At 65.1% G+C, this 21,209-nt stretch carries 15 protein-coding genes; 7 read left to right on the forward strand and 8 right to left on the reverse strand.

What is annotated here, in order from left to right:
• Positions 1–32 precede the first annotated feature (32 nt).
• The 4 genes from ssb (at position 33) to KW832_RS17215 (ending at position 4,338) form a co-directional block, all read left to right on the forward strand.
• The gene (ssb, locus tag KW832_RS17200; protein WP_218300811.1) at positions 33–596 is read left to right on the forward strand and encodes a single-stranded DNA-binding protein; all 564 of its coding nucleotides are present in this window, start codon (positions 33–35) and stop codon (positions 594–596) included.
• A gap of 305 nt (positions 597–901) precedes the next feature.
• The gene (locus KW832_RS17205) at positions 902–1,477 is read left to right on the forward strand and encodes a hypothetical protein (protein WP_218300810.1); all 576 of its coding nucleotides are present in this window, start codon (positions 902–904) and stop codon (positions 1,475–1,477) included.
• 86 nt (positions 1,478–1,563) lie between these two features.
• Positions 1,564–2,277 carry a Bax inhibitor-1 family protein gene (locus KW832_RS17210; RefSeq protein ID WP_218300809.1) on the forward strand — a complete coding sequence of 238 codons (714 nt, stop codon included), beginning with the start codon at positions 1,564–1,566 and terminating at the stop codon, positions 2,275–2,277.
• A gap of 420 nt (positions 2,278–2,697) precedes the next feature.
• A complete protein-coding gene (locus KW832_RS17215; RefSeq protein ID WP_228897149.1) occupies positions 2,698–4,338 on the forward strand; it encodes a hypothetical protein in 1,641 nt (546 codons plus the stop codon).
• Positions 4,339–4,583: 245 nt separating this feature from the next.
• On the opposite strand, the gene KW832_RS17220 is transcribed toward KW832_RS17215, so the two are convergent.
• From KW832_RS17220 to KW832_RS17255, 8 genes are all read right to left on the reverse strand, one after another.
• Positions 4,584–8,903: a cellulose biosynthesis protein BcsC gene (locus KW832_RS17220; RefSeq protein WP_255577804.1), complete on the reverse strand. Its 4,320-nt coding sequence runs from the start codon at positions 8,901–8,903 to the stop codon at positions 4,584–4,586.
• 90 nt (positions 8,904–8,993) lie between these two features.
• Positions 8,994–11,318, reverse strand: coding sequence for a cellulose biosynthesis cyclic di-GMP-binding regulatory protein BcsB (bcsB, locus tag KW832_RS17225; protein ID WP_218300808.1), 2,325 nt, complete (start codon positions 11,316–11,318; stop codon positions 8,994–8,996).
• 30 nt (positions 11,319–11,348) lie between these two features.
• Entirely contained in the window at positions 11,349–13,535 is a 2,187-nt protein-coding gene (gene bcsA, locus KW832_RS17230; RefSeq protein ID WP_055400303.1) for a UDP-forming cellulose synthase catalytic subunit, read from the reverse strand.
• On the reverse strand, positions 13,532–14,314 hold the full coding sequence (gene bcsQ / locus KW832_RS17235) for a cellulose biosynthesis protein BcsQ (RefSeq protein WP_055400301.1): 783 nt from the start codon (positions 14,312–14,314) through the stop codon (positions 13,532–13,534). Before bcsQ ends, bcsA begins: the two co-directional genes overlap by 4 nt.
• The gene (gene bcsP, locus KW832_RS17240; RefSeq protein ID WP_218300807.1) at positions 14,311–14,847 is read right to left on the reverse strand and encodes a cellulose biosynthesis protein BcsP; all 537 of its coding nucleotides are present in this window, start codon (positions 14,845–14,847) and stop codon (positions 14,311–14,313) included. The genes bcsQ and bcsP overlap by 4 nt, the downstream gene beginning before the upstream one ends.
• A 44-nt stretch (positions 14,848–14,891) precedes the next feature.
• Positions 14,892–15,368, reverse strand: coding sequence for a cellulose biosynthesis protein BcsD (gene bcsD, locus KW832_RS17245; RefSeq protein WP_255577805.1), 477 nt, complete (start codon positions 15,366–15,368; stop codon positions 14,892–14,894).
• Between the two features lie 332 nt (positions 15,369–15,700).
• Positions 15,701–16,831 (reverse strand): tRNA 2-thiouridine(34) synthase MnmA, encoded by a 1,131-nt coding sequence (mnmA, locus tag KW832_RS17250; RefSeq protein ID WP_055398068.1) that lies wholly within the window; start codon positions 16,829–16,831, stop codon positions 15,701–15,703.
• Complete coding sequence (locus KW832_RS17255) at positions 16,828–17,769, reverse strand: LysR family transcriptional regulator (protein ID WP_055398073.1); 942 nt, start codon at positions 17,767–17,769, stop codon at positions 16,828–16,830. Before KW832_RS17255 ends, mnmA begins: the two co-directional genes overlap by 4 nt.
• A gap of 179 nt (positions 17,770–17,948) precedes the next feature.
• Here KW832_RS17255 and KW832_RS17260 point away from each other — a divergent pair, with 179 nt between their 5' ends.
• Genes KW832_RS17260 through KW832_RS17270 form a run of 3 tightly spaced genes read left to right on the forward strand, consistent with a single transcriptional unit; the run spans position 17,949 to position 21,206 of the window.
• Positions 17,949–19,040: a 4-oxalomesaconate tautomerase gene (locus KW832_RS17260; protein WP_176887564.1), complete on the forward strand. Its 1,092-nt coding sequence runs from the start codon at positions 17,949–17,951 to the stop codon at positions 19,038–19,040.
• A 38-nt stretch (positions 19,041–19,078) separates the two neighbouring features.
• Complete coding sequence (locus KW832_RS17265) at positions 19,079–20,077, forward strand: Bug family tripartite tricarboxylate transporter substrate binding protein (RefSeq protein ID WP_370460079.1); 999 nt, start codon at positions 19,079–19,081, stop codon at positions 20,075–20,077.
• 55 nt (positions 20,078–20,132) lie between these two features.
• Positions 20,133–21,206: a porin gene (locus KW832_RS17270; protein WP_218300806.1), complete on the forward strand. Its 1,074-nt coding sequence runs from the start codon at positions 20,133–20,135 to the stop codon at positions 21,204–21,206.
• Positions 21,207–21,209: the final 3 nt, after the last annotated feature.

Below are 21,209 nucleotides of genomic sequence, written 5' to 3' on the forward strand. Positions count from 1 at the left end.
TTCTTTCATCCCTTTAAGGCAAAAACAGCACCATGGCATCCGTAAACAAAGTCATCATCGTCGGCAACCTGGGCCGCGACCCTGAAATGCGCACTTTCCCCAGTGGCGATCAGGTGGCCAACGTGACGATTGCCACCACCGACAAGTGGAAAGACAAGCAGTCTGGCGAAATGAAGGAGGCCACCGAGTGGCACCGCGTGGTCTTCAACGGCCGCCTCGCCGAGATCGCTGGCCAGTACCTGCGCAAGGGCTCGCAGGTGTACGTGGAAGGCAGCCTGCGCACCCGCAAGTGGACCGACCAGAGCGGCGTGGAAAAGTACAGCACCGAGATCCGTGCTGACCAGATGCAGATGCTGGGCAGCCGCCAGGGCATGGGCGGCGGCCAAGGTGGTGGTGGCCAGCAAGGCGGCGGTTACGACGATGGCGGCTACGGCGGTGGCGACCAGGGCGGCGGCTACGACCAGGCCCCCCGCCGCGCCGCGCCCCCACCACGCCCCATGGCGGCCCCTGCCCAGCGCCCTGCACCTGCGCCCGTGGCACAGCCACCCCGCGCAGCCTCGGGGTTTGACGACATGGATGACGACATCCCCTTCTAAAAGCCGCGCTTTCCAGTTTTGTAAAAAGGCCCGCAGCACAGACGCTGCGGGCCTTTTTTTGCGCCCGCACGATGGTCAAGAAGCGCTGAATCAACAGCACGCAGCGCTTCTTCTACAACGGCCTGGGCCATTCCCACCCCCTCAGTTTGTCCAGTGCGGCACGGGGACAACGGCGCCAACACTTTCTTACACCGGTTGCGCCCAACTCGAAGATCATCGGGCGCTTGTTGGTGGCTGGCCTGCGGTGCCGCCAGCAAATTCTGGTTAGTCACAACAACATTCAACAGCACAAGAGAGGGATAGCCATGCCAGGCTTTGTTCGGAAGATTTTGATTTTCATCACCGGTTACGCGTGGCTGCTGCTACTGGCCGGGCCCGGCCTGATCGGCCTGTCGCTGTACAGCGGCTGGAAGGCCGATGGCGACCATGCCTACGCAGCGCGGGAAAGCCTGCAGAGCGTGGCAGGCACGGTGACGCAGGCTTCGGAGGTCACCGTCAAGCGCAAGCGCCGCGCTACCAAGCAGTTCTACGAAATCAGCGTCCAGCCCGATGACGCAGGCGCCGAGGCCCGCAAGCTGCGCATCGACTACAGCACACCCCAGGAACTGGTGGGCAACCTGATCGACGAAAAGATCACCGCTTTGGTGGACAAGAGCGACAACGACCTGGTGTACGAAGTGGCGGTCGATGGAAAGCCCGTGATCAGCTATGAGACCACCAGGCAGCGCCTGCAGGCCGAGGCAGCGTCCTCCGCCCGGTCCTTCAGCGGCGCTGGCACCTGGATTTTCGCGATCCTGCTGACGCTGATCGGCGCCGCCGGTGTGTGGTCCAACCGCAGGCTGCGTGCAGCGGACTCCAGCCAGCAACTCAGCGCGGCCTGAGAATTTTTCACAGAGAGGGAGGGAGGAGGCGCCTGGCGCGCCCCTCCCGTGATTTCACAACCAACACACAGAGCGAGGAATACGCCATGAATCCCAATGTCCTGACCCCTTCGACGCCGGAAGGCGCACCGTTTGAACGGCGCGATTTCATCGTTGCTACCTACAAGCACCTCGGTGTGGCCATGCTGGCCTTCGTGGTGCTTTCCGCCGTCCTGATGGCGACCGGATTTTCCGGCACAGCGGCCAAGATGCTGCTGGCCAGCGGCAACAAGTTCCTGTGGCTGGGCGTCATGGGCGCGTTCATGCTGGTGGGCTGGCTGGCCTCGTACATGGCCGACAACGCAGAGAGCCCGCAAACACAGCTGATGGGCCTGGGCCTGTATGTACTGGCCGAAGGCCTGATCTTCGCGCCGATGTTCGGCATCGCCCAGATCGTGGCCCCCGGTGCCATTGGCGCTGCGGCCTTCATCACGCTGCTGCTGGTGGGCGCGCTCACCTGGACGGCGTTCACCACCAAGACCAACTTCTCGTTCCTGGGGGGCATTCTGAAGGTGGGCGGCCTGGTGGCCCTAGGCACCATCATTACCGGCGCCATCTTTGGCTTCAAGCTGGGCATCTGGTTCTCGGGGATCATGGTGCTGTTTGCCGGCGCCTGCGTGCTGTACGACACTTCGCGCATCATCCACGACTACCCCGCCGACCGCCCTGCGGGCGCTGCGCTGCACCTGTTTGCATCGATCGCGCTGATGCTCTGGTACGTGCTGCGCATCCTGATCAGCCTGGCGACCAACGACGACTGAGCCGCCATTCTCGAAGACCCGCGCGGTGGCAAGGGCCGGCTCCTGCAAAGGGGTCGGCCCTTTTCTTTGCAGCAGGCTAAATCCAAGAAAAATCAGGCTCTAGCGCTTGATGAACAAGCGGGGATAGCTATATTATTGATAGCAATTCATCGTAAGTGCATTCAGGTGCACCTGACAGGCTCGGCCCAGCCGACGTCCGAGGTCGCATTCCCCGTGGGCGCACCGCAGCCCCACAGCCCGCCGCCCAACTCTGGCATGCCATTTTCCTGTCGTCCCTTGCGCCCGCTGCTGGCACAATTAGAAACAGCAAGACAGCCAGCATGCACCAGTGCGCGCTCGCTGGCCCGTCGACAACGCCTCGCGCGCCACGGCGGCATCTCGACGAATCCCCATTACCCACTGATCCTCTTTCTGTCCATCATGCGCAAATACTTCTGGCTATCCTTGACCTGTGCGGCCCTGCTCGCCAGTTGCGGCGGCGGCTCGTCCGACGGCGAAGACGTGGGCCCCGCCCCTGGCGTACAGCAATACCCCGGCGGCGTGTGGGAGGGCACGGTGGGCACCGGCGCTGCGCAGCGGCAGGTGGTGGGCTACATCGATCCCGGCCCGCTGGGCACCGGGGGCGAGTTCTACATGGCACGCGAGGCCCCGGGCGCAGCGGGCTTTGATGCGTTTTACGGGCGCCTGAATGTCAACGTCACGGCAGTGCTGGCCACTGGCGTCACGTACTACTCGGTCCAGGACGGCAAATTTGCCACGGGCCTGACGCTGCGTGGCACGGCATCGAACAGCGGCAAGATCGGCCGCACCGACGGCATCAGCGGCAATTACTCCGACCCGGTGCAGACGGCCGCTGCGTCCGGCGCGGTGGTGCCGATCAAGCTCTCGTACAGCAGCCTGAACTTCCACCCCGCACGCGCGAGCCTGGTCGAGGGCACCTACCGGGGCACCGGCCTGTTTGGCGGTGGATGGGTGCTCACCGTCACCCCACAGGGCCAGCTCTCGGGCCGCATCGGCGGCTGCCTGGTCACGGGCACGGCCACGCCACGCGCCGCAGACTCCCCGCTGTATTCGATGACGCTCAATCTCTCGGGCGACACCACCTCCTGCGAGGCCAGCGGCACGCAGCAATCCGGCATCGCCGTGCTGCGGTTTGATGCGGCAGGGGTGCCCAACGGCATCTGGGTGTTCACGCGCAATGCGACGGGCCCGAACAACACCTTCACCCTCAACGGCATTGCCGACCCCCGCACCACCGTGCCGCCTTCCACCACGCCGTTGTCGGTGGCAGGCAACTGGCAGGGCTCCTTCACGCTGCCTGCAGGCGTGATTGGCGATACGACCGTCTGGGGCAGCGTGCTGCCGGACGGCGGCCTGTTCTTCTACACCAACAGCAGCCTGGACCACAACGCGCTGTATGGCCGCCTTATCCGCTACGAGAACAACGTCACGAACAACCGTTTTGTGACGGCCAACGATGGCGTGTTCTTCAACCGCCTGCTGGCCAACACGGGCGCCTACAACGAGTCCGTGCTGATCGACGGCACGCTCCAAAGTGGCGATGGCACCAGCACCGCCGGCCTGTTCAGCGGCAGCTTCAGCTACCCAACGCAGCCAGGCGGTTTCCCCACCCGCTTCAGCGTGACGCCCGACCCGCTGTACGCCCTGCCCTCCGGCAAGGTGCCCAACGCGGCTCTGATCGTTGGTACCTACAAGATGGCTGGCACGGGTTTTGGTGGCGACACCACAACGTTGACGGTGTTTGCCGATGGCGCCATCACGGGCCTGACCACCAGCGGCTGTGAAGTGGCGGGCAAGCTCCTGGGCGAACTGGGCAGTGGTCTGAACCTGTACCGCGTCGAGGCATTCGGCTACCTCAACAGCCCCAACGCACCCATCACCTGCGGCCTGTCCTCGGGCCCGCCGCAGTCCGGCTCGGCATCGGCACAGTTCGATGCGAATGGCAAGGTCATTGGCCTGCGCATTCTGACTGCCGGGTTGTCCGTGGCTGGCACACGTGCCCACACCGTGTTTGTGGGCGCCAAGCAGACCACGCCGTAACGGCAGGGAGCCCCCCTCGCGCTAGGCGGGGGGCGCTGCAATCGGGCAATCACTGCGGTGCCCCTGTGATCTGTGATCGGCCCAGGGGCCTGGGCTTACAGCGCCTTCACCCCGCGCAGGCGCCATGTGGCACACAGACAGCGCTCCCACCACAAGCGGATTGCCCATAAAAAAGGCCCGTCGCACGTGAAGTGCGACGGGCCTTTTTGTGGCTTGCAGAGAGCGGGTGAGCGCCCTGGAAAAGTTCAGTAGCTATACGGTGACCGCAGCGGGTTGACCGGAAACGCCTGCAGGCCGTTGTAGGGCTGGAAGGCATAGCGCACATACAGGCCGCCCGCGAACTCGCGGTAATTGCGTGCGTTGTTGAGCGACAGGTGTCCCCCCACGAACACCTGCGGATGCATCTGGTATTCCATGGCTGCACCCAGGTTGTAGCCCAGGCCCGTGCGGGACTGGCCGGGGTAGATGGCCGTGGCGCCCGTTTCGCCAAAGGCCAGCGCGTCGGCCGCTGCCTGGACGGCAGACACCTGCCGCGATGGGCTGTTGGGGAAGTACGGCGCCGCATCTTCCTTGAAATACTGCACGCCCACTGAGCCCTTGAGCTGGTAGGACAGGCGGCCATTGCGCTGCGCCCATTCGACGGGAATGCCAAAGGACACGAACTGCTGGGGACTGAAATAGCCACCGTGGCCCACCGTGAAGTAGCGCAGGTTGCGCTGGTACGACAGCCCCGTAAAACTCAGGCCCGCCGTGAGGTCGGCGTTCGATGTGCGGTGCACATGCCAGTACATCCCGCCACCCAGCTCGGCCCGCGCATTGCTGCGCACGCGGGTACCGGTCAGGCCATGCAGCGAACCGTACCCATAGATCCCCAGTTCACCATCGTCCCAGGTCAGATCAACGCGGCCCCCGGAAGCGGACACGCCGCCCCAGCGGTCGCCGGTCCGGGCATCACGGACACCGGCAAACGACAGCAGGCTGTCGGTCACCGGGCGGCGCGAGAGGTCCACGGCCACGGTCAGGTCGTCGGTGAGGGCTGTGCGGTATCTCGCGCCTGCCGTCACATCGGACTGGCCGAAGCCCAGCGGCGTGCTGCCGATGTCTGCCCGGAAGCCTCCGCTTTCATAGCCTACGCTCAGGCCGACGCCGCTGTCGCTTTGCGAGCCCGCACCGCGTTCGGGCATGGCCAGGGCCGTGACCGGACCACCACCAAAGCGGCTGATGGTGCCGTAGGGAGAGCCAGGCGAACCTGCGCTGGCGCCCGTGGGCGTTACGCCCAGCAGCAGGTGACCGTCACCCACGCTCATCTTGAGCTGCACGGGCGCTTCGATCTCGGAAAGCTGGCTCATGCCTGCCTCGCCCTGCCGTGCGCGCGCAACTGCGCCCACGGAGAACGAAGAAATCTGGCTTTGCTGCACTTCGCGCAGCTCGTCGCGGGCCGTGCGGGGCCGCGTGGGGTCGGGCACGTTGCCCAGGCCCGCCGTGGACCAGGCAGAAGGTGCTGCAGGAGCAGGCATTGCGCGTTGCGCAGGCAAGGACTGGGCGCCGCCCGCATACCCACCACCGTAGGCCTGTGCAGGCGTGTAGTAGCCCGCCGCAGCCGGGGCCGGAGCGCCTATCGGCTGCATGGGTTGTGCTGGCGGCACGTACACAGGTGCCATGGCCGGCGCCGCCGCAGAGGCACCCACCGACCGTGGGGTCGAAGAAGGCAGTGCCGCAGCGTTGCGCCGCGCAGCGCTCGTCGAAGCCGCCGTGTCAGCCGCCGCCACCGGGCTGGACGCCTCGGGGTAGTAACTGGCGGGCGTCATGGGAGCGGCCTGCGCATAGGCCTGCGGTGCCGTGCCAAAGCGGCTTGCACCGGCCGGGTCGGGAATGTAGAGGCCTGCAGGTGCGTTGTTGCTGCGCGCTACTGGCTGGGGCGCGTACTGCTGGGGGGTGTAGCCCACCGGCGACCGTGCGACGGCTGCAGCACCAGGCACTGACAGGCCGCCCCCGGCACGCTGCTGCAACGCCGCGCGCTGGGCAAATGGATTGCCCGAACGTGCAGGCCCCGCCGCCACGCCACTGGCGGCCAGCACGGCATCGCGCTGCGCGTTTTCGGCAGCAACGGCAGCCGTGAAGAACTCGGTGGCCTTGGAATTCTTGCCCTGCGCCCGGTACAACCGACCGGCGGCCGTCAGCACTTCGGGATCACGCGGCGCGCGCGCCAGCGCCACGGACAGCAGCGACTCCGCATAGCCGTAGTCCTTGGCGCCCGTGGCCATGGCTGCGGTCTGCAGGATGAGGGGCACGTCATTGGGAGACTTTTCCAGCAGCCGCGCATACAGCGCCTGCGCCTGGGCATAGTCGTTGTTGGCCGCGTACATGCGGGCCAGTGCCGCCATGGCCAGGGGCTCGTCGGGCTGCTCGGCCAGCAAGGGAACGAGCGTGTCGTAGGCCGCGACCAGGTCGCCCGCCTCGCGCAGGCCATCGGCCTGGCGCACGATGTAGGCGCGGCGGATGTCGCTGAAACTCTTGCGCTCGCGGTCATTCATCGGGGCCGTCTGCAGCTGCCGCAGGATGCCCGCCAGCTCCACATCCTGCTGGGTCTTGAGCAAGGTGGCTGCGTACTGCAGGCGCAGGCCGACATCGGGCCGGGGGGTGCGCGCCAGCACCTGGCGCACCATGCCGAGTGCGCGCTGCGGATCGCCAGCGTCTGCGTAGGCCAAGGCCATGGCGCCCAGCAATTCGGGGTCTTGGGTGGCAAAGGACTCGGCCTGGGCCAGGGTGGCCAGGGCTTCCGTCTGGCGACCTTCGGCCGCCAACGCCGACGCAGCCGATGCCTGCACATGCACCCACACCCGCTTTTGCAGCGCGGCGATGTCACGGGTGCGGTGCTTTTCTGGAACGCGGTCCAGCAGGGCCAGGGCGTTGGGCCAGTCGCCGGCTTCCGAGGCGAGCAGGGCGCTGGCATACAGGGCCTCGGGCATGTTGGGGTTGGACAGCAGCAGTCCGTCCATCACGCCCCGCGCCTCGGCCACCGCGCCCATGCGCAGGTACAGGCGGGCAAGGTCCAGCCGCACCCAGGGGCTGGCCGGATCGTTCAGCAGGGCATCTTCCAGCGCTGCGCGGGCGGCGGCGGTATCGCCACGCTCCGTCGCTGCGCGGGCCTGGCCCAATGCCTGCGCAGCACGCAGGCGCCCCAGGGCTCCCACCTTTTCTTGCTGCGAGGGTGACAGCTTTTCCACCAGCGCCAGGGCTTCGGCCGCCTTGTTGTTCTGCGCCAGCACGCCCACGAGTCCCCGCACCGCGTCGGGGTTGTCGGCCTGGCGCGCGAGCACACGGCGGTAGGCCGCCTCGGCGGCGTCGTACTGGCCATCTTCGACCAACAGGTCCGCCAGGTCGGTTTCGGCCGTGACTTCGGCCGGATTCAGCCGCACAGCCTGCTCCAGCGAACGCCGCGCTGCCGCTGTCTCGCCGCGTTCGCGTTCGGAGGTGGCCTGCTCGACCAGGCTCCAGTAGGTGGCGCTGTCGAGCGCCTGTTTCCAGCGGCTGGCCGAGCCCGCACGCGAGGCCCGCTCCAGCAGCCCGCGCGCGTCGGCAAACCGTTCCTGGCGCAAACGCAGAATGCCCAGGCCACCCAGCGCATCGCCGTCGGTGGGACGGGATTCGAGCACGTTCAGAAATGCGGCCTCTGCAGCATCCAGCTCGCCATCGTCCAGGGCCTGGAACCCTGCTGTCGTCCGCTGGCGCAGCGGGTCGGCCGTCCGGACGGAAGCTGCCTGGGACTGTTTTTGCAGGTTCTGGGCCTGCACCAGGCGCGTCTGCACGGCCGTGTCTCCGGGATTGGCGCGCAGGAATTCCTGGTACAGCGGGATGTCGGCCGAACGATTGCCCGTCCAGGCCAGCGCCTTGCGCCAGCTTTCCGTCGCCGCCTTGCCCACATCGGGGCGCCCGGCCAGCCGCGCCAGCTGGGCGATGCCTTCGCGGCGTGTGGATTCGCGGTAGGTCAGGTGTTGCGCCAGGGCCAGCGCAATCTGCGGGTCTTCGGGCGATTCCTGCGCCAGGCGGTTCAGACCCCGGCGGGCCTCGTCCCAGCCGCCTGCTGTGGCGCCCAGCGTCTGGTAGTACTCCAGGGCCAGGGGCCCGGTAGGAGCGCGGTCTCCCAGTGCCGCCTGGTAGGTGCTCAAGGCCTGGCTGGCCTGCCCGCTGCGGGCCTGCTGGCGCGCAGTTTCGATCTGGGGTGCGCTGCGGCCCGTGCGGATGGACTCCTGCAACCGGCTGACCAGCGGGCTGCGCGGATGGGCTGCCTGCAACTGGTTCAGGTAGCGCTGGGCGCCCTCGGGGCGGCGGGCGTTGAGCTCCACCAACGCCATCCCATAGAGGGCCTGGGCGTTCTGGGGGTTGATGCGCAACAGCTTCTGCCACGCCTCACCCGCGCGTTCCGTGTCGCCGCGCTCCTGCCAGTACTGCCCCTGGTCCAGCAGGGTCTGCTCGGCCCCGGTCTGCGCCCAGGCAACGGGGGCCATCAGCGAGGCCAGCAGCCCCATGGCAAGTGTTTGATGACGACGACGTTTGGAGGACATGCCTTCCTTCTCCCTGCGAGGCTCCCGGCCACCGAGGTGCCGGGAATGTGTTGCGTGATTCAGAAACTGCCGGGCGTGCTTTGCACCGCCTCAGCCTTTTTGCTTCAGCCGGGCCCGTGCGCGCGCTCTCAGCGACAGGTACATGATGATCGCTATCAGCACCGCCGCCGACACGCCCAGGACAATCAGCAACAGCGGGTTGCGCGAAAGAAACCACTGGGTATACAGCAAGGGGCCCAACTGACCCACATGGTAGTTTTTCTCGGCCACCAGGCTGTCCACCTGCTTGCCCCGGATGACCGTGGTGCTGCCCTGCACGTGTTTGAGCATTTCGGCATCCAGCAGTGCATCCATCACTTGCGACAGACCTGCAGGCTGGTTGCTGGCAACCAGCACCACACTGCGGCCACCGCGCAAAGGCGATTCAAAACCTGCCACCAGAGCATCGGTGCTGTCGCTGGAAAACGCAACCTGGCTGCGCCGTGCGTGCACGCTGGAGTCCTCGCCAAAGCCCCACCAGCGCAGCAGGCGGTTGGCGAAATCCGACATCTGGAAACTCTTGGTTTCGCCCTGCAGGAGGGCCGGAATGGAACTGGCCCATTGCTTGAGCAGGGGCTGGTTGCCGCCGGAGGCAATGACCAGCAGGTCCTTGTCGGCAAGCCGCTCCACCTGCTGGGCCTGCGCCACGGTCACGCCCAGGGCAGGGTATCCCGTGACGCGCCCCATGACACCCATCAGGCCCAGATAGGCCGCGTACTCCTGCGCACCCGGCTTGTCCGGCATCACCACCGCAGATTCAGAAAGGTCTGCCATGCGTGTGAACGGGAACCCTGCATTGCCAAAGGCCGCCAGATCCGGCATGGCGATGAAATGCGGAAAACCGGAGATGTCGATGGTCGAGTCGGCCTCGACAGAGCCCCGGACGTTGTCGAGTGGCACGTCCTTGCAGGCGCCCTGCTTGACCACGTCATAGTAGTAATGCATCTGCAGCTGCGACTGGGCGGGCAGCTTGAACAGCGGGATGTGGAAAGTCTCGCGCTCCGGCGCCATCTCGCCCTTGGGCACCACCTTGGTCAGCAGGCGGTCCAAAGCGCCGGGTTCTTCATGATTCACTGCGTGCAGGGGCAACGAACGCAGGAACTGCTGGTTCACATTGATGTTGAGGGTGGACTTGTCCGGGTTCGGGCGCGGGGTATAGCGATACCGCAGGTCCACCGGGATGCCCTTCTGGCGCCATGCGAACAGGTCGGGCGGCAGGAAGAAGTTCAGGCGGATCAGGTCTGGCGAGTAACCGGACACGTTGAGTGCATCGGCCTCGACCAGTTCACCAAATTTCACGGGCCGGTCATTGGACAGCCAGTTGGGCGCGTCGTACGGCTTGCGGGGCTTGAGTTCCGTGACCTCGGTGATCCGTGCCAGCGGGCCGGACAGGGCCGAGGAACCGATGGCCAGTGCCTTGGCGGCAACGCCAAGCTCGGCCTCGTCCCGCCCCATGACCAGCAGCAGCTTGCCATGACGGTCTGCCGGGTGGCTCACCACGGCCACGGTGGGGCCCTGGATGTCTGGCAGGGTCAGCCCGGCGGGCGCTTGCGCCTTGCCAGCGACCATCACCACCGCGTTGCCGCGCGCGGGGAGTTCACCCACCAGTGACGGGAACCTCGCTCCCCGGAAACCCGCCAGCGCGCCAAACCAGGATGACATCGTGCCTGCGGCCTGCAAGGTGCCCGTGTTGGGCACTGCGCCGAACACCATCGGCAGCTCCAGCGGGCGCACATCCCGGCGATCAAAGAAAGGCTGCGGCAGCAGCGCCAGATCGTTCGTCTGGGCCACGGGCGCCACCGTCAGTTCCAGCACGCTGTCGTTGCCGACGTTGGCCCACAGGCTGGAGTGCAGCGGGTCTTCGCACTCCATCGTGTAGTGGCCGATGAGCTGCAGGTTGAGCCGGTTGAACTCGGTGATGAGGCGCGGCGGGATGACGATCTCGCGCTGCAGGTTTTCGCCCGCCTGCTGCGTGGTCACCGGAATGGTGGCGGCCACCTGCTCGTTCACCAGCACCTTGATATGGGACAGGTTGGGGAGCAGGGCGGGCGAGTAGGAGTAGTTCAGCTTCAGTCGCGCGCCTGTGACCACTTCGTCGTTGCGCACGCTGAACGCCACACCGCTGGTGCCGTCCACACCCCGCAATTGCAGCGGAAACAGGGCCCCCAGATCCTTGAAACTGGTGCGGTGTACACGCACTCCACTCTCGGTCGGTTGCGCCGCAGCCAGCATTTCCGCCCCAGCCAAGCCCGCTGGTGCAGGGGCCGCAGCAAGTTGGGATACGGGCACGGCCGTCCCTGTCAGTACCAAGGCCAGCATGGCAGGCAGCATGCGCTTGCGCGGCAGCCGCGCTGTCGGATGTCTTTTGGGAATCATGGTGTCGAGTCTTTGGAAACAGGGAAAGGCTTAACGGGGCTTGAGGGACTTGACGGCGGAGACGGTCAGTTGTCCCATGCCGCGCACTCCAATCGCAATCACGCTCCAGAGCGAGCGCAGCGGCTTGTCGCGCTGGCCCGTGCCCCAAGTGGCAATCCAGGCATCCGCCCGTGCAAAGGTCAGCGATGCCAGTTCGGCCTGCTGGCGCAGACTGAGGTTGTCGAACTTCACGCCCAGACGCCCCTTGCCACTGAACGTGACAACGGCCGGAAAAACACCTTCTTCGTCGGACCTGAACAGCGACACGGAAAGGCGGCTGCCCATGGGAATGTCGCTGTCCGCCGGAACGGACAGGCCCAGCCCGTGCTGCGAGAAATCTTCAGTCTTGCAAACCAGCGTGCGGCCGTTATCAAAGCGGATGACAGCGGGCAGGGCAGCCGCCACGCGCGGTGTGCCACGGATCTGGCGCGTCTCGCTGGCCACCGCCACACTGGCGCCCAGCAGGATGACGTTGTAGGTGGTCCAGACCATGTTGATGACCAGCGTGGTGGTTTCGTCGCCTGCGGAGGAGAACAGCTTCCAGATCCCCACCGCAAAACCCACCAGATTGATCACCAACAGCACCACATAAGGCCGTGCAATGGTCCAGTCGAAATAGGCTTTCTCGATCACGCCCCCCTTGGCCGTCACGTTGAACTTGCCCAGCTTGGGGTTGATGAAGGCAACGATCACCGGGCGCATGATGTACCAGGCCAGCACTGACTCGTACACCTCATTCCAGAACGAGTGGCGAAAGCGCCCCTGGATGCGGGAGTTGGTCACGCTGGCGTGGGCCAGGTGGGGCAGCGCATAGGCGGTGATCATCAGCGCCGTGGCCTGGAACACGTGGGCCCCGAAGAACAGGTAGGCCAGCGGTGCAGTCAGAAACACCAGGCGCGGCAGTCCGTAGAAGAAATGCAGCATCGCATTCAGGTAGCACAGCCGCTGGCCGAACTTGAGACCCTTGCCAAAGAGCGGGTTGTCGGTGCGCGCGATCTGCGCCATGCCCCGCGCCCAGCGAATGCGCTGGCCTACGTGGCCGGAAAGGCTCTCGGTGGCCAGGCCCGCAGCCTGAGGCACTTCGAGGTAAGCCGTGTTGTAGCCCAGGCGGCTGAGCTTGAGCGCCGTGTGGGCGTCCTCGGTCACGGTTTCTACCGCAATGCCACCCACTTCCAGCAACTCCTTGCGGCGGATGATGGCGCAAGAACCGCAGAAGAACGACGCGTTCCAGAGGTCGTTGCCGTCCTGGACGATGCCGTAGAACAACTCGCCCTCGTTGGGCATCCGGTGGAACGTGTCCAGGTTGCGCTCAAACGGATCGGGTGAGAAGAACACGTGCGGCGTCTGCAGCATGACCAGGTTGGTGTCCTTGAAGAACCAGCCCATGCAGACCTGCAGGAAGGAACGCGTGGGGATGTGGTCGCAGTCAAAGATGGCGATGTATTCGGAACTCGTGACTTTGAGCGCCGCGTTGATGTTGCCCGCCTTGGCGTGGTGGTTGTTGTCGCGGATCAGGTAGCCCACGCCCAGCTCTTCGCAGAACTCACGGAACTCGGGACGGCGGCCGTCGTCGAGCACATACACGTGCAGGCGATCGGCGGGCCAGTCCAGGCTCATGGCCGAGAACACCGTCTGGCGCACCACTTCAAGCGGCTCGTTGTAGGTCGGAATGAACACATCCACGCTGGGCCAGGTGCTGATGTCCTGGGGCATGGGAACCGGGCGGCGCTGCAGGGGCCACGCCGTCTGGAAGTAGCCAATGAGCAGCACCGCAAAGGCATACAGCTCTGCCAGCACCAGGCCATAGCCGAATGCCGCATCCAGCCAGTTGGTAAAGCCGATGGTGTCGGTAAAACGCCAGTAGATGTAACGCGACGAGGCCGAGATCGACAGCACGATCATTGCCAGCGTGGACAGGCGGCCGGGGGTCCTGCTCAGCAGCAAGGCCGCACCAAACGAACCCACCGAAAAGAGAATCTGCCCCTGGAGATCCAGCGGTACGCTGATGACCAACCCCATCAGCAAGGCACTGAACACCACAGCCGCGACACGCGCTACGGGGTGCTGCCACAGATCCCACCCGGTGATGGCATGCACCACGGTGCGCCAGTGTGCCTGGGGACTGTGGGAATCGGCGTCAGCTACCTCGTCGGCCTGCGGGCGTTGGTCGATACTCATTGCGCGGCTCCAGCCAGTGGCAGTCGCAGGCGCTGCGCAAGGACGCGCGCGCACTTGCGCAGGTCATCGGCCGCCTGGCCTTGGGGGTCATACTCCAGCACGCTCTGGTCGTAGGCGAGCGCCTCGCGCACCGCCTGGTCTTCATGGACCACGCCCACCAGACGCTCACCCAGGTTGTCCTGCATCACACGCGTGATGTCTTTGGACAACTGGCGCGCGCCGTCCACCTGATTGAGCACGTACAGCGTTTCGGAAAAATCAGGGCGCGGTGTGCAATAGGTGTGCACCAGCCGCTGCATCAGGGCCAGCGCCGCATAAGATGCCGCATCGGGCAGGCTGACCACCACCACCACCTGGGCCGCCGACAGCGCCTGCTGCATATAAACAGAAGGACCCGGCGGCGTGTCGATCAGCACCACGGCATCCTCCGGCAGTTCCAGGCCCTGCAATTGCTGCTCCAGCCAGTTCGGGTGTGCGTCCAGGTGCCGCTCGAAAGCCACGCGGTCAGACTCGTTCACCACGCCATAGGGCAGCACATGCACGCCCGATGGGCTTTGCACGCAGACCGAGCCCCAGTCTTCGCCTGCCAGGCTGGCACGGGATACACCGGCCAGAGAACGGGGATCGGCGCCGAAATGCAAGCCCAGCGCATTCTGGGGGTCCATGTCCACCACCAGCAACGTCGCAACACCTTCGCGCTGCAGTGCGGTGGCCAGGTTGGCCGTCAGGGTCGTCTTGCCCACGCCACCTTTGGCAGAAACGATGGCAATCACTTTCATAGGTGGCCCTTGCGAGGCTGCCAGGCGGGCGCTGGCGCAGCGCCGGCGGCCACGGGAGCACCCGCCAGACGCGCAAAAACCGATGGGAGGTCCACCGGCAAGGACTCCTGGTGCACGGCCTGCTCTTCAGCAACAGTCGGCGCAGCCTGTCCACGCAGGCCCGCAAGACCCGCCAGGGGGGAACGCGAGGCCAGCGCAGCCGCTGGCGGCAGACGGTCTGCCGATACTGCTGCGGGCGCGGCCACCGGGCGGGGCGACTCGGCGGCGACGGGTGCAGTGCGCTGCACTGCCACAACGGGCTCTGGTCGCGCCGAAACGGAAGCCTGAGCCTGCTGGGGAAGCGGCGCCGCAGCGGTACCGGCGCTGCGGTCTACCGAGGGCACATCATCGGCCACGGCATTGCGCACGGCGGAGACAAGGGGCCAGCGCTCGTTGGAGAGTTGGTGCTCCTGCTTGCGGGCCAGCTCATGGTAGGGGTCTGCCTTGGCCCCAAACTGCTGAAAGAGGTTCACGATGTCGTCTGAGTGTTTCATGGGTCACCGCCAATGCCGCAACATATAGATCCGAAACCCGGTGCTCAGCGCGACAGCTGAAGGTGTACACACCCCCAGGCATCTGCAGGTGCGCACTGCACCACCTTGAGTTGCCCGGCACCCGCTTGGTCGAACCAGCTTTGGTAGACCCCTTCGAGGAAACCACCCGACCACTGCACGTGGTCCGGCCCGAATGCAGCAGATACGGGCGAGAGGCTGTGGTGGATGTTCAACTGTGCAACTTCCTGCGTCAAATCGACCCAGCCCCAGTCGATGCTCGTCCAGACCGCCGTCATGCTGCGCTGCAGGTCTTCCACAGTGGCACACGCTGGCAAAGGATGGTCTGCCGCAAACCGCGCGCCCACCCGGAACATCAGCGCGCGAAGGTCTTCCGGTGGCAGCGCAGCGACAAACTCCGCTGCAAGAGCCTGGAAAAACCCTCGCCATTGCACCGAACACTGCTGCCGGGCCAGGTGCGCGGCGATGTCGGGGCTCGAAGGCATGGAAACAATTTGAGACATGGTGCAAGCACGAGCAAGCTTCGGGCCCGTTTTTGACGGCCGTCAGCAAGATGAACTAAGGGTTTACCACGTGCATTTTTTGATACATGTGGTTTCAAACAGCGTTTTCGGGAATTCTAGAAGCCACGCCGTGACAAATGACGCTTGTGGCGACGAACCAAAGGTCAACTTAGTTCAACTGGCGGTAACTACGTAGAAGTTTGTGGGTGTCACGCCACAAGAATTAATTATTTACTATTTGGATTAGCCAATCCATAGTCTTAATTAATTAGAAAACCCCATTTGTGGGGGCGCACCACAATCGGCTAGAGGGCTAATGTGCCCCAGATGTTTCAGTCTGTCGCACCAAAAATGACCCCGCCCCCGAGGCAGACCTCCCCGTCGTACAAGACCGCACTCTGTCCCGGCGTCACCGCCCACTGCGCCTGTGGGAAACGCAGCTGAAAACCCGCGCCGTCCGCGCTGACGACGGTGCACGCGGCGTCCTGCTGCCGGTAGCGGGTCTTGGCGGCATAGTTCCCCGGCACAGGGGGGTGGCCGGACGTCCAGCTGGCATCTTGCGCCTCCAGGGCGGAGGACAGCAGCCAGGGGTGGTCGTGCCCCTGCACCACGCGCAGCGTGTTCCTGGCCAGGTCCTTGCGGGCCACAAACCAGGGCGCATGCTCGCCGCCGCCACGTTGTGCGCCCTTCTCCTTGATTCCGCCGATGCCCAGGCCCTGGCGCTGGCCCAAGGTGTAGAACGACAAGCCCACATGCTGGCCCAGCTTGCGGCCCCGGTCGTCCAGGATGGGGCCGGGCTCATGGCTGATGTAACGGTTCAGGAACTCGCGGAACGGCCGCTCGCCAATGAAGCAGATGCCCGTGGAATCCTTCTTCTTGGCATTGGGCAGGCCAATCTCCTCGGCGATCCGGCGCACCTCGGTCTTGTGCAACTCGCCCACCGGGAACAGCGTCTTGGACAGCTGCGCCTGGTTCAGGCGGTGCAGAAAGTAGCTCTGGTCCTTGGAGGGATCCAGCCCCTTGAGCAGCTCGAACAGGCCGGAGGATGGGTTCTGACGCACGCGGGCGTAGTGCCCCGTGGCGATCTTCTCCGCGCCCAGGCGCATGGCATGGTCCAGAAAAGCCTTGAACTTGATCTCGGCGTTGCACAACACGTCTGGGTTGGGCGTGCGGCCCGCCTGGTACTCACGCAGGAACTCGGCAAACACGCGGTCCTTGTAGTCGGCTGCGAAGTTGACGTGTTCGATCTCGATGCCGATCACATCGGCCACGGCGGCGGCGTCCACGAAGTCGATGTTGGACGAGCAGTATTCGCTGTCGTCGTCATCTTCCCAGTTCTTCATGAAGATGCCGACGACTTCGTGGCCCTGTTGCTTGAGCAGGTGCGCGGTCACGGCAGAGTCCACTCCGCCCGAAAGGCCCACGACAACACGTTGTTTGGGCGGTTTGGTATTGGCAGTCATTGCCCCGATTGTATTTTTTGCGCCGTGGCAGCACTGCGTGGGCGCACAGAACGCGTAGCCACCAGCAGGTCATAGAGCTGCTGCGCAGCGGGCGACAGCGATTTGCCCCTGCGTTTGATCAGCCCCATCTGGCGCGTCACCACGGGCTCGATCAGCGGAATGCTCACCAGCGTGGGATGGTCCTTGCCTGGCATGGCCAGGCTGGGCACGGCAGCCACGCCCAGGCCCGCCTCCACCAGGCCGAGCAGCGTGGTCACGTGCTTGGCCTCGTACAGGCACTGGGGGCGGTCGGGCACGTTGGCCAGCGCCAGGTCCATCAACAGACGGTTTCCCGAGGTCTTGCCCACCGACATGAAGTCGTGCTGGCCCAGCTCTGCCCAGGTGACCTTCTTGCGCCGCGCCAGCACATGGTCGCGCCGGCAGGCGGCTACGAAGCGCTCGGCCAGCACGGGCTTGAACTCGATCTCGGCCTCCTGGCTGCCGATGAAATTGAGGCCAAAGTCGGCATCGCCCTGCGCCACGGCCACCAGGACCTCGTTGGCGCTGGCGTCGTGCACCTTGACGCGGATCTTTGGAAACCGCTCGTGGTAGCGCTTGACCACCTGCGGCAGGAAGTAATAAACGGCCGACGGCACGCAGGCAATCGTCACCTCGCCCATGCGGCGCGCGGCCACATCGCCCAGGCCCATGAGCATGCCGTCCAGGTCATCCAGCCACACGCGGGTCTTGCGCGCAAAGTCGCGTCCCACGGCCGTGAGCGTGACACGGCGCGTGGTGCGGTCAAGCAGGCGCACGCCCAGGGCTTCTTCGAGCTTGTCGATGCGACGGCTGAATGCAGGCTGCGACAAGTGGATCGCCTCGGCCGCAGCACGAAAGCTCTGCAGCTCAGCCACCGCGGCAAAGGCCTGGATGTCAGCAAGATCGAATTTGTTGTTCATGGGCATGGGCTTTCAAGACGTTTCGCTGTTGCGCAGCACGCATCAAACGATCAGAACATTGCAATTCACGAACGTGATTTCACCATGTACAAGGGCTCATAGCCTATTGCGCTGCATGCATCAATCATTGTCAACAATGCAATTCACAGAACAGATGAAGCGTCGCACCATGCCGACCCATGAGCTACAACCTTCCTTGCGTTCTGATGCGTGGCGGCACTTCCCGGGGGCCGTTCTTCCTGGCCGACTGGCTGCCGCAAGACCCTGCGGCGCGCGACCGCACCCTGATCGCCGCGCTGGGCTCGCCGCATGAATTGCAGATTGACGGCCTGGGCGGAGGAAACTCGCTGACCAGCAAGGTGGCGATCGTTTCCAGGTCGGTACATGCCGACTGCGATGTGGACTACCTCTTCGCCCAAGTCAGTGTGGAAGAGGCCCGCGTGGACACGCGGCCCAACTGCGGCAACATGCTGGCGGGCGTGGGGCCCTTTGCCATCGAGCAGGGGCTGGTGCCCGCTTCCGGCCATGGAAACACCACCACGGTACGGGTCTACAACGTCAACACCCGTTCACGCATTGATGTGCAGGTGTGTACCGCTGGCGGACGGGTGCACTACGACGGCGATGTGCATATTGACGGCGTGCAGGGCACTGCGGCACCGGTGCTGATGAACTTCCTGGACGCCTGGGGCGCCGTCACGGGCCAGATTTTCCCGACCGGCCAGCGCATCGACACCATCCACGGCCTACAGGTCACCTGTATCGATGCAGCACAGGTCATGGTGCTGGTGCGCGCAGCCGACCTGGACCTGCGTGGCAACGAGAGCCCTGCGGAGCTGGATGCCAATGCCGAGCTGCTTTCCAGGCTGGAAGCGTTGCGGTGCGAAGCCGGTCTGCGCATGGGCATGGGCGACGTATCGAACAGCGTGCTGCCCAAGCCCGTGATCGTGTCTGCGGGCGATCAACCGGGCAGCGTCGTCTCGCGCTATTTCACACCCCACCGCTGCCACCGCTCACACGCCGTGACCGGTGCGATTGGCGTGGCTGCTGCCCACGTGCTGCCAGGCACGGTGATCACCGACTCCCTGCAGCACGCCATTGCAGGCACACGCCGTGTGGAAGTGCTGCACCCCGCCGGCCGCATTCATGTAGACGTGGAACTCACCGAAGTGGACGGCCAATTCAAGCTGGTGCAGGCCGCGCTGGTTCGCACGGCGCGAAAAATTCTGGAGGGCACGCTGTTCGTTTCAGAAAACGCATTCACCCACTGATTTCACACCCCAACCCTTTGGATGACAGGAGACAAAAAATGATTCGCCAACACTTTGTGCCATCGCGCGCACGCCGCACCCTGCTCACCGCGGCGGCCCTCGCCACCGCTGTGCAAATGATCCCCACCCTGGCACATGCGGCCTATCCCGACAAGCCCATCACGCTCGTGGTGCCGACCGCCGCTGGCGGTGGCAACGATGGCATGGCGCGCGTGGTGGCGCTCAAGCTTTCCACCCTGCTGGGGCAACAGGTCATTGTGGAGAACAAGGCGGGCGCCAACGGTGCCATTGCGGCGGAGTTTGTGGCCCGCGCGGCGCCCGATGGCCACACGATTCTTTTTGGCTACATCGGCACCCACGGCATGAGCCCTGCGCTGCAAAAGCTGCGCTACGACCCCATCACGCAGTTCGAGCCCATTGGCATGGTGAGCTACTCGCCCACGCTCATGGTGGTTCACCCCAAGGTGCCAGCCAAGTCGGTGGGCGAGCTGGTGGCGTTGACCAAAGCCAAGCCCCAGGACTTCAACTACGCCTCGGCCGGCAACGGCACAGCCCCGCACTTCTCCGCCGAAATCTTCAAGCTGGAAAGCGGTGCGCAAATGGCCCACGTGCCCTACCGGGGTGCCGCGCCCGCGATGAATGACACCATGGCCGGGCAGACCCAGGTCATGTTCCCCAGCCTGTTCTCAGCCTACCCCCACGTCAAGAACGGCAAGCTGCGCGCCCTGGCGCTGGCAGGCCCCAAGCGTTCATCGCTGTTGCCCGATGTGCCCACGCTGGAAGAGGCGGGCGTGAAAGGCGTCGAGATCACGCAGTGGTACGCCCTGTTTGCGCCCGGCAAAACGCCCAAGCCCGTCGTCGATCAGCTCAACAAAGCGCTCAACACCGCCCTGGCGGACAAGGACGTGGCACGGCGCATTGAAGAACAAGGCGCCGTGGTGGACCCCAGCACGCCCGAGCAATTGGCCCTGACCGTACGCCAGGAGATCGCCAAGTGGAAGGGCGTCGTGCACAAAGCCCAGCTCACCCCCGATTGAGGCCCCAGAAATACCCTCGCACCCGTTTCAGATTTCAATCAGGCAGGAGACATCTATGAGAAAAAGAATAGGCAACATCGGTGCGCTTTGTGCCGCACTGGCCAGCAGCTGCATCGCGGCACAAACCAGCGGCGTCACGCTGTATGGAACCGTGGACCTGGGGCTGCGCCACGGCAGCGGCCTCACGGCGGCCAATGCGGCAGCCCCCGGTTCGTCGCATAGCCTGGGCAGCGGCATACACACCACCAGCCGCTGGGGGCTTCGCGGCAGCGAAGACCTGGGGGGCGGTGCCAAGGCGCTGTTCCAGTTCGAGAGCGGACTGAACGCCGACACCGGCGCTTCTGCCAACGCCAGCAAGACCTTTGATCGCGCATCCTGGGTCGGTCTGGAGGGCGGATGGGGCACGCTGGCCCTGGGCCGCCAGACCACCACACTAGCGGATGCCATCTCGCCCGTGGACCCGCTGGGCATGCGCTTTGCCAGCTTCAACCCCAGCATCGGCGTGGCCGCGCTCAGCCAGCATGGCCTGGGCATCGAGTTCGGCAGTGCGGGGTCCACGTCAGGCTCGTACCGGCTGGACAACGCGATCAAGTACACAGCGCGATTTGGCGGCCTCACCGCACGGGCGATGTTGGGCACGGGTGAAGTGGCTGGAAAGACATCGGCCCTGTCGTCGCGCGGGGTCGGCATGGCCTATGCGGCCAGCGGCGTCACACTGTCGGGCGCATTCCAGACCTTCAAGGACACGAACCAGCGCACCCTGGACGGAGCCACCCTGGGCGCGGCCTACCAATGGAACACCGTGCGCCTGGCGGCCAACGCGGCACGCAGCGAGGCCGAGACAGCGGTCGGCAAACACACGGTGCAGCGCGTGTTCTCGGCAGGCGCGACCTGGTCCGTCACGCCCCTGTTCGATCTGACGGCTGCCTACTACAAGGTGGACCGCACCCGCACGGGCGCCGCCGACGACGGCTACGGCCGCCTGGTGGCGTTTGCCGAGTACAAGCTCTCGCGCCGCACCAAGGTGTATGCCGAGCTGGACAACACCCGCTGGCGCAACGGCTTCCAGGGCGCGTCGAACAAGGCCACGGCCACCGGCATCTCCGCCGGTGTGGTGCATACGTTCTGAACC

Origin of the sequence: Acidovorax sp. sif0632, from assembly GCF_019218805.1 — a bacterium.
Taxonomy (GTDB): Bacteria; Pseudomonadota; Gammaproteobacteria; order Burkholderiales; family Burkholderiaceae_C; genus Acidovorax; species Acidovorax facilis.

Bases quoted from the DNA above. Each gene is read 5' to 3' on its own strand.
- ssb (WP_218300811.1), top strand. From the start codon at position 33: ATGGCATCCGTAAACAAAGTCATCATCGTCGGCAACCTGGGCCGCGAC.
- KW832_RS17205 (WP_218300810.1), top strand. From the start codon at position 902: ATGCCAGGCTTTGTTCGGAAGATTTTGATTTTCATCACCGGTTACGCG.
- KW832_RS17210 (WP_218300809.1), top strand. From the start codon at position 1,564: ATGAATCCCAATGTCCTGACCCCTTCGACGCCGGAAGGCGCACCGTTT.
- KW832_RS17215 (WP_228897149.1), top strand. From the start codon at position 2,698: ATGCGCAAATACTTCTGGCTATCCTTGACCTGTGCGGCCCTGCTCGCC.
- KW832_RS17220 (WP_255577804.1), bottom strand. From the start codon at position 8,903: ATGTCCTCCAAACGTCGTCGTCATCAAACACTTGCCATGGGGCTGCTG.
- bcsB (WP_218300808.1), bottom strand. From the start codon at position 11,318: ATGATTCCCAAAAGACATCCGACAGCGCGGCTGCCGCGCAAGCGCATG.
- bcsA (WP_055400303.1), bottom strand. From the start codon at position 13,535: ATGAGTATCGACCAACGCCCGCAGGCCGACGAGGTAGCTGACGCCGAT.
- bcsQ (WP_055400301.1), bottom strand. From the start codon at position 14,314: ATGAAAGTGATTGCCATCGTTTCTGCCAAAGGTGGCGTGGGCAAGACG.
- bcsP (WP_218300807.1), bottom strand. From the start codon at position 14,847: ATGAAACACTCAGACGACATCGTGAACCTCTTTCAGCAGTTTGGGGCC.
- bcsD (WP_255577805.1), bottom strand. From the start codon at position 15,368: ATGTCTCAAATTGTTTCCATGCCTTCGAGCCCCGACATCGCCGCGCAC.
- mnmA (WP_055398068.1), bottom strand. From the start codon at position 16,831: ATGACTGCCAATACCAAACCGCCCAAACAACGTGTTGTCGTGGGCCTT.
- KW832_RS17255 (WP_055398073.1), bottom strand. From the start codon at position 17,769: ATGAACAACAAATTCGATCTTGCTGACATCCAGGCCTTTGCCGCGGTG.
- KW832_RS17260 (WP_176887564.1), top strand. From the start codon at position 17,949: ATGAGCTACAACCTTCCTTGCGTTCTGATGCGTGGCGGCACTTCCCGG.
- KW832_RS17265 (WP_370460079.1), top strand. From the start codon at position 19,079: ATGATTCGCCAACACTTTGTGCCATCGCGCGCACGCCGCACCCTGCTC.
- KW832_RS17270 (WP_218300806.1), top strand. From the start codon at position 20,133: ATGAGAAAAAGAATAGGCAACATCGGTGCGCTTTGTGCCGCACTGGCC.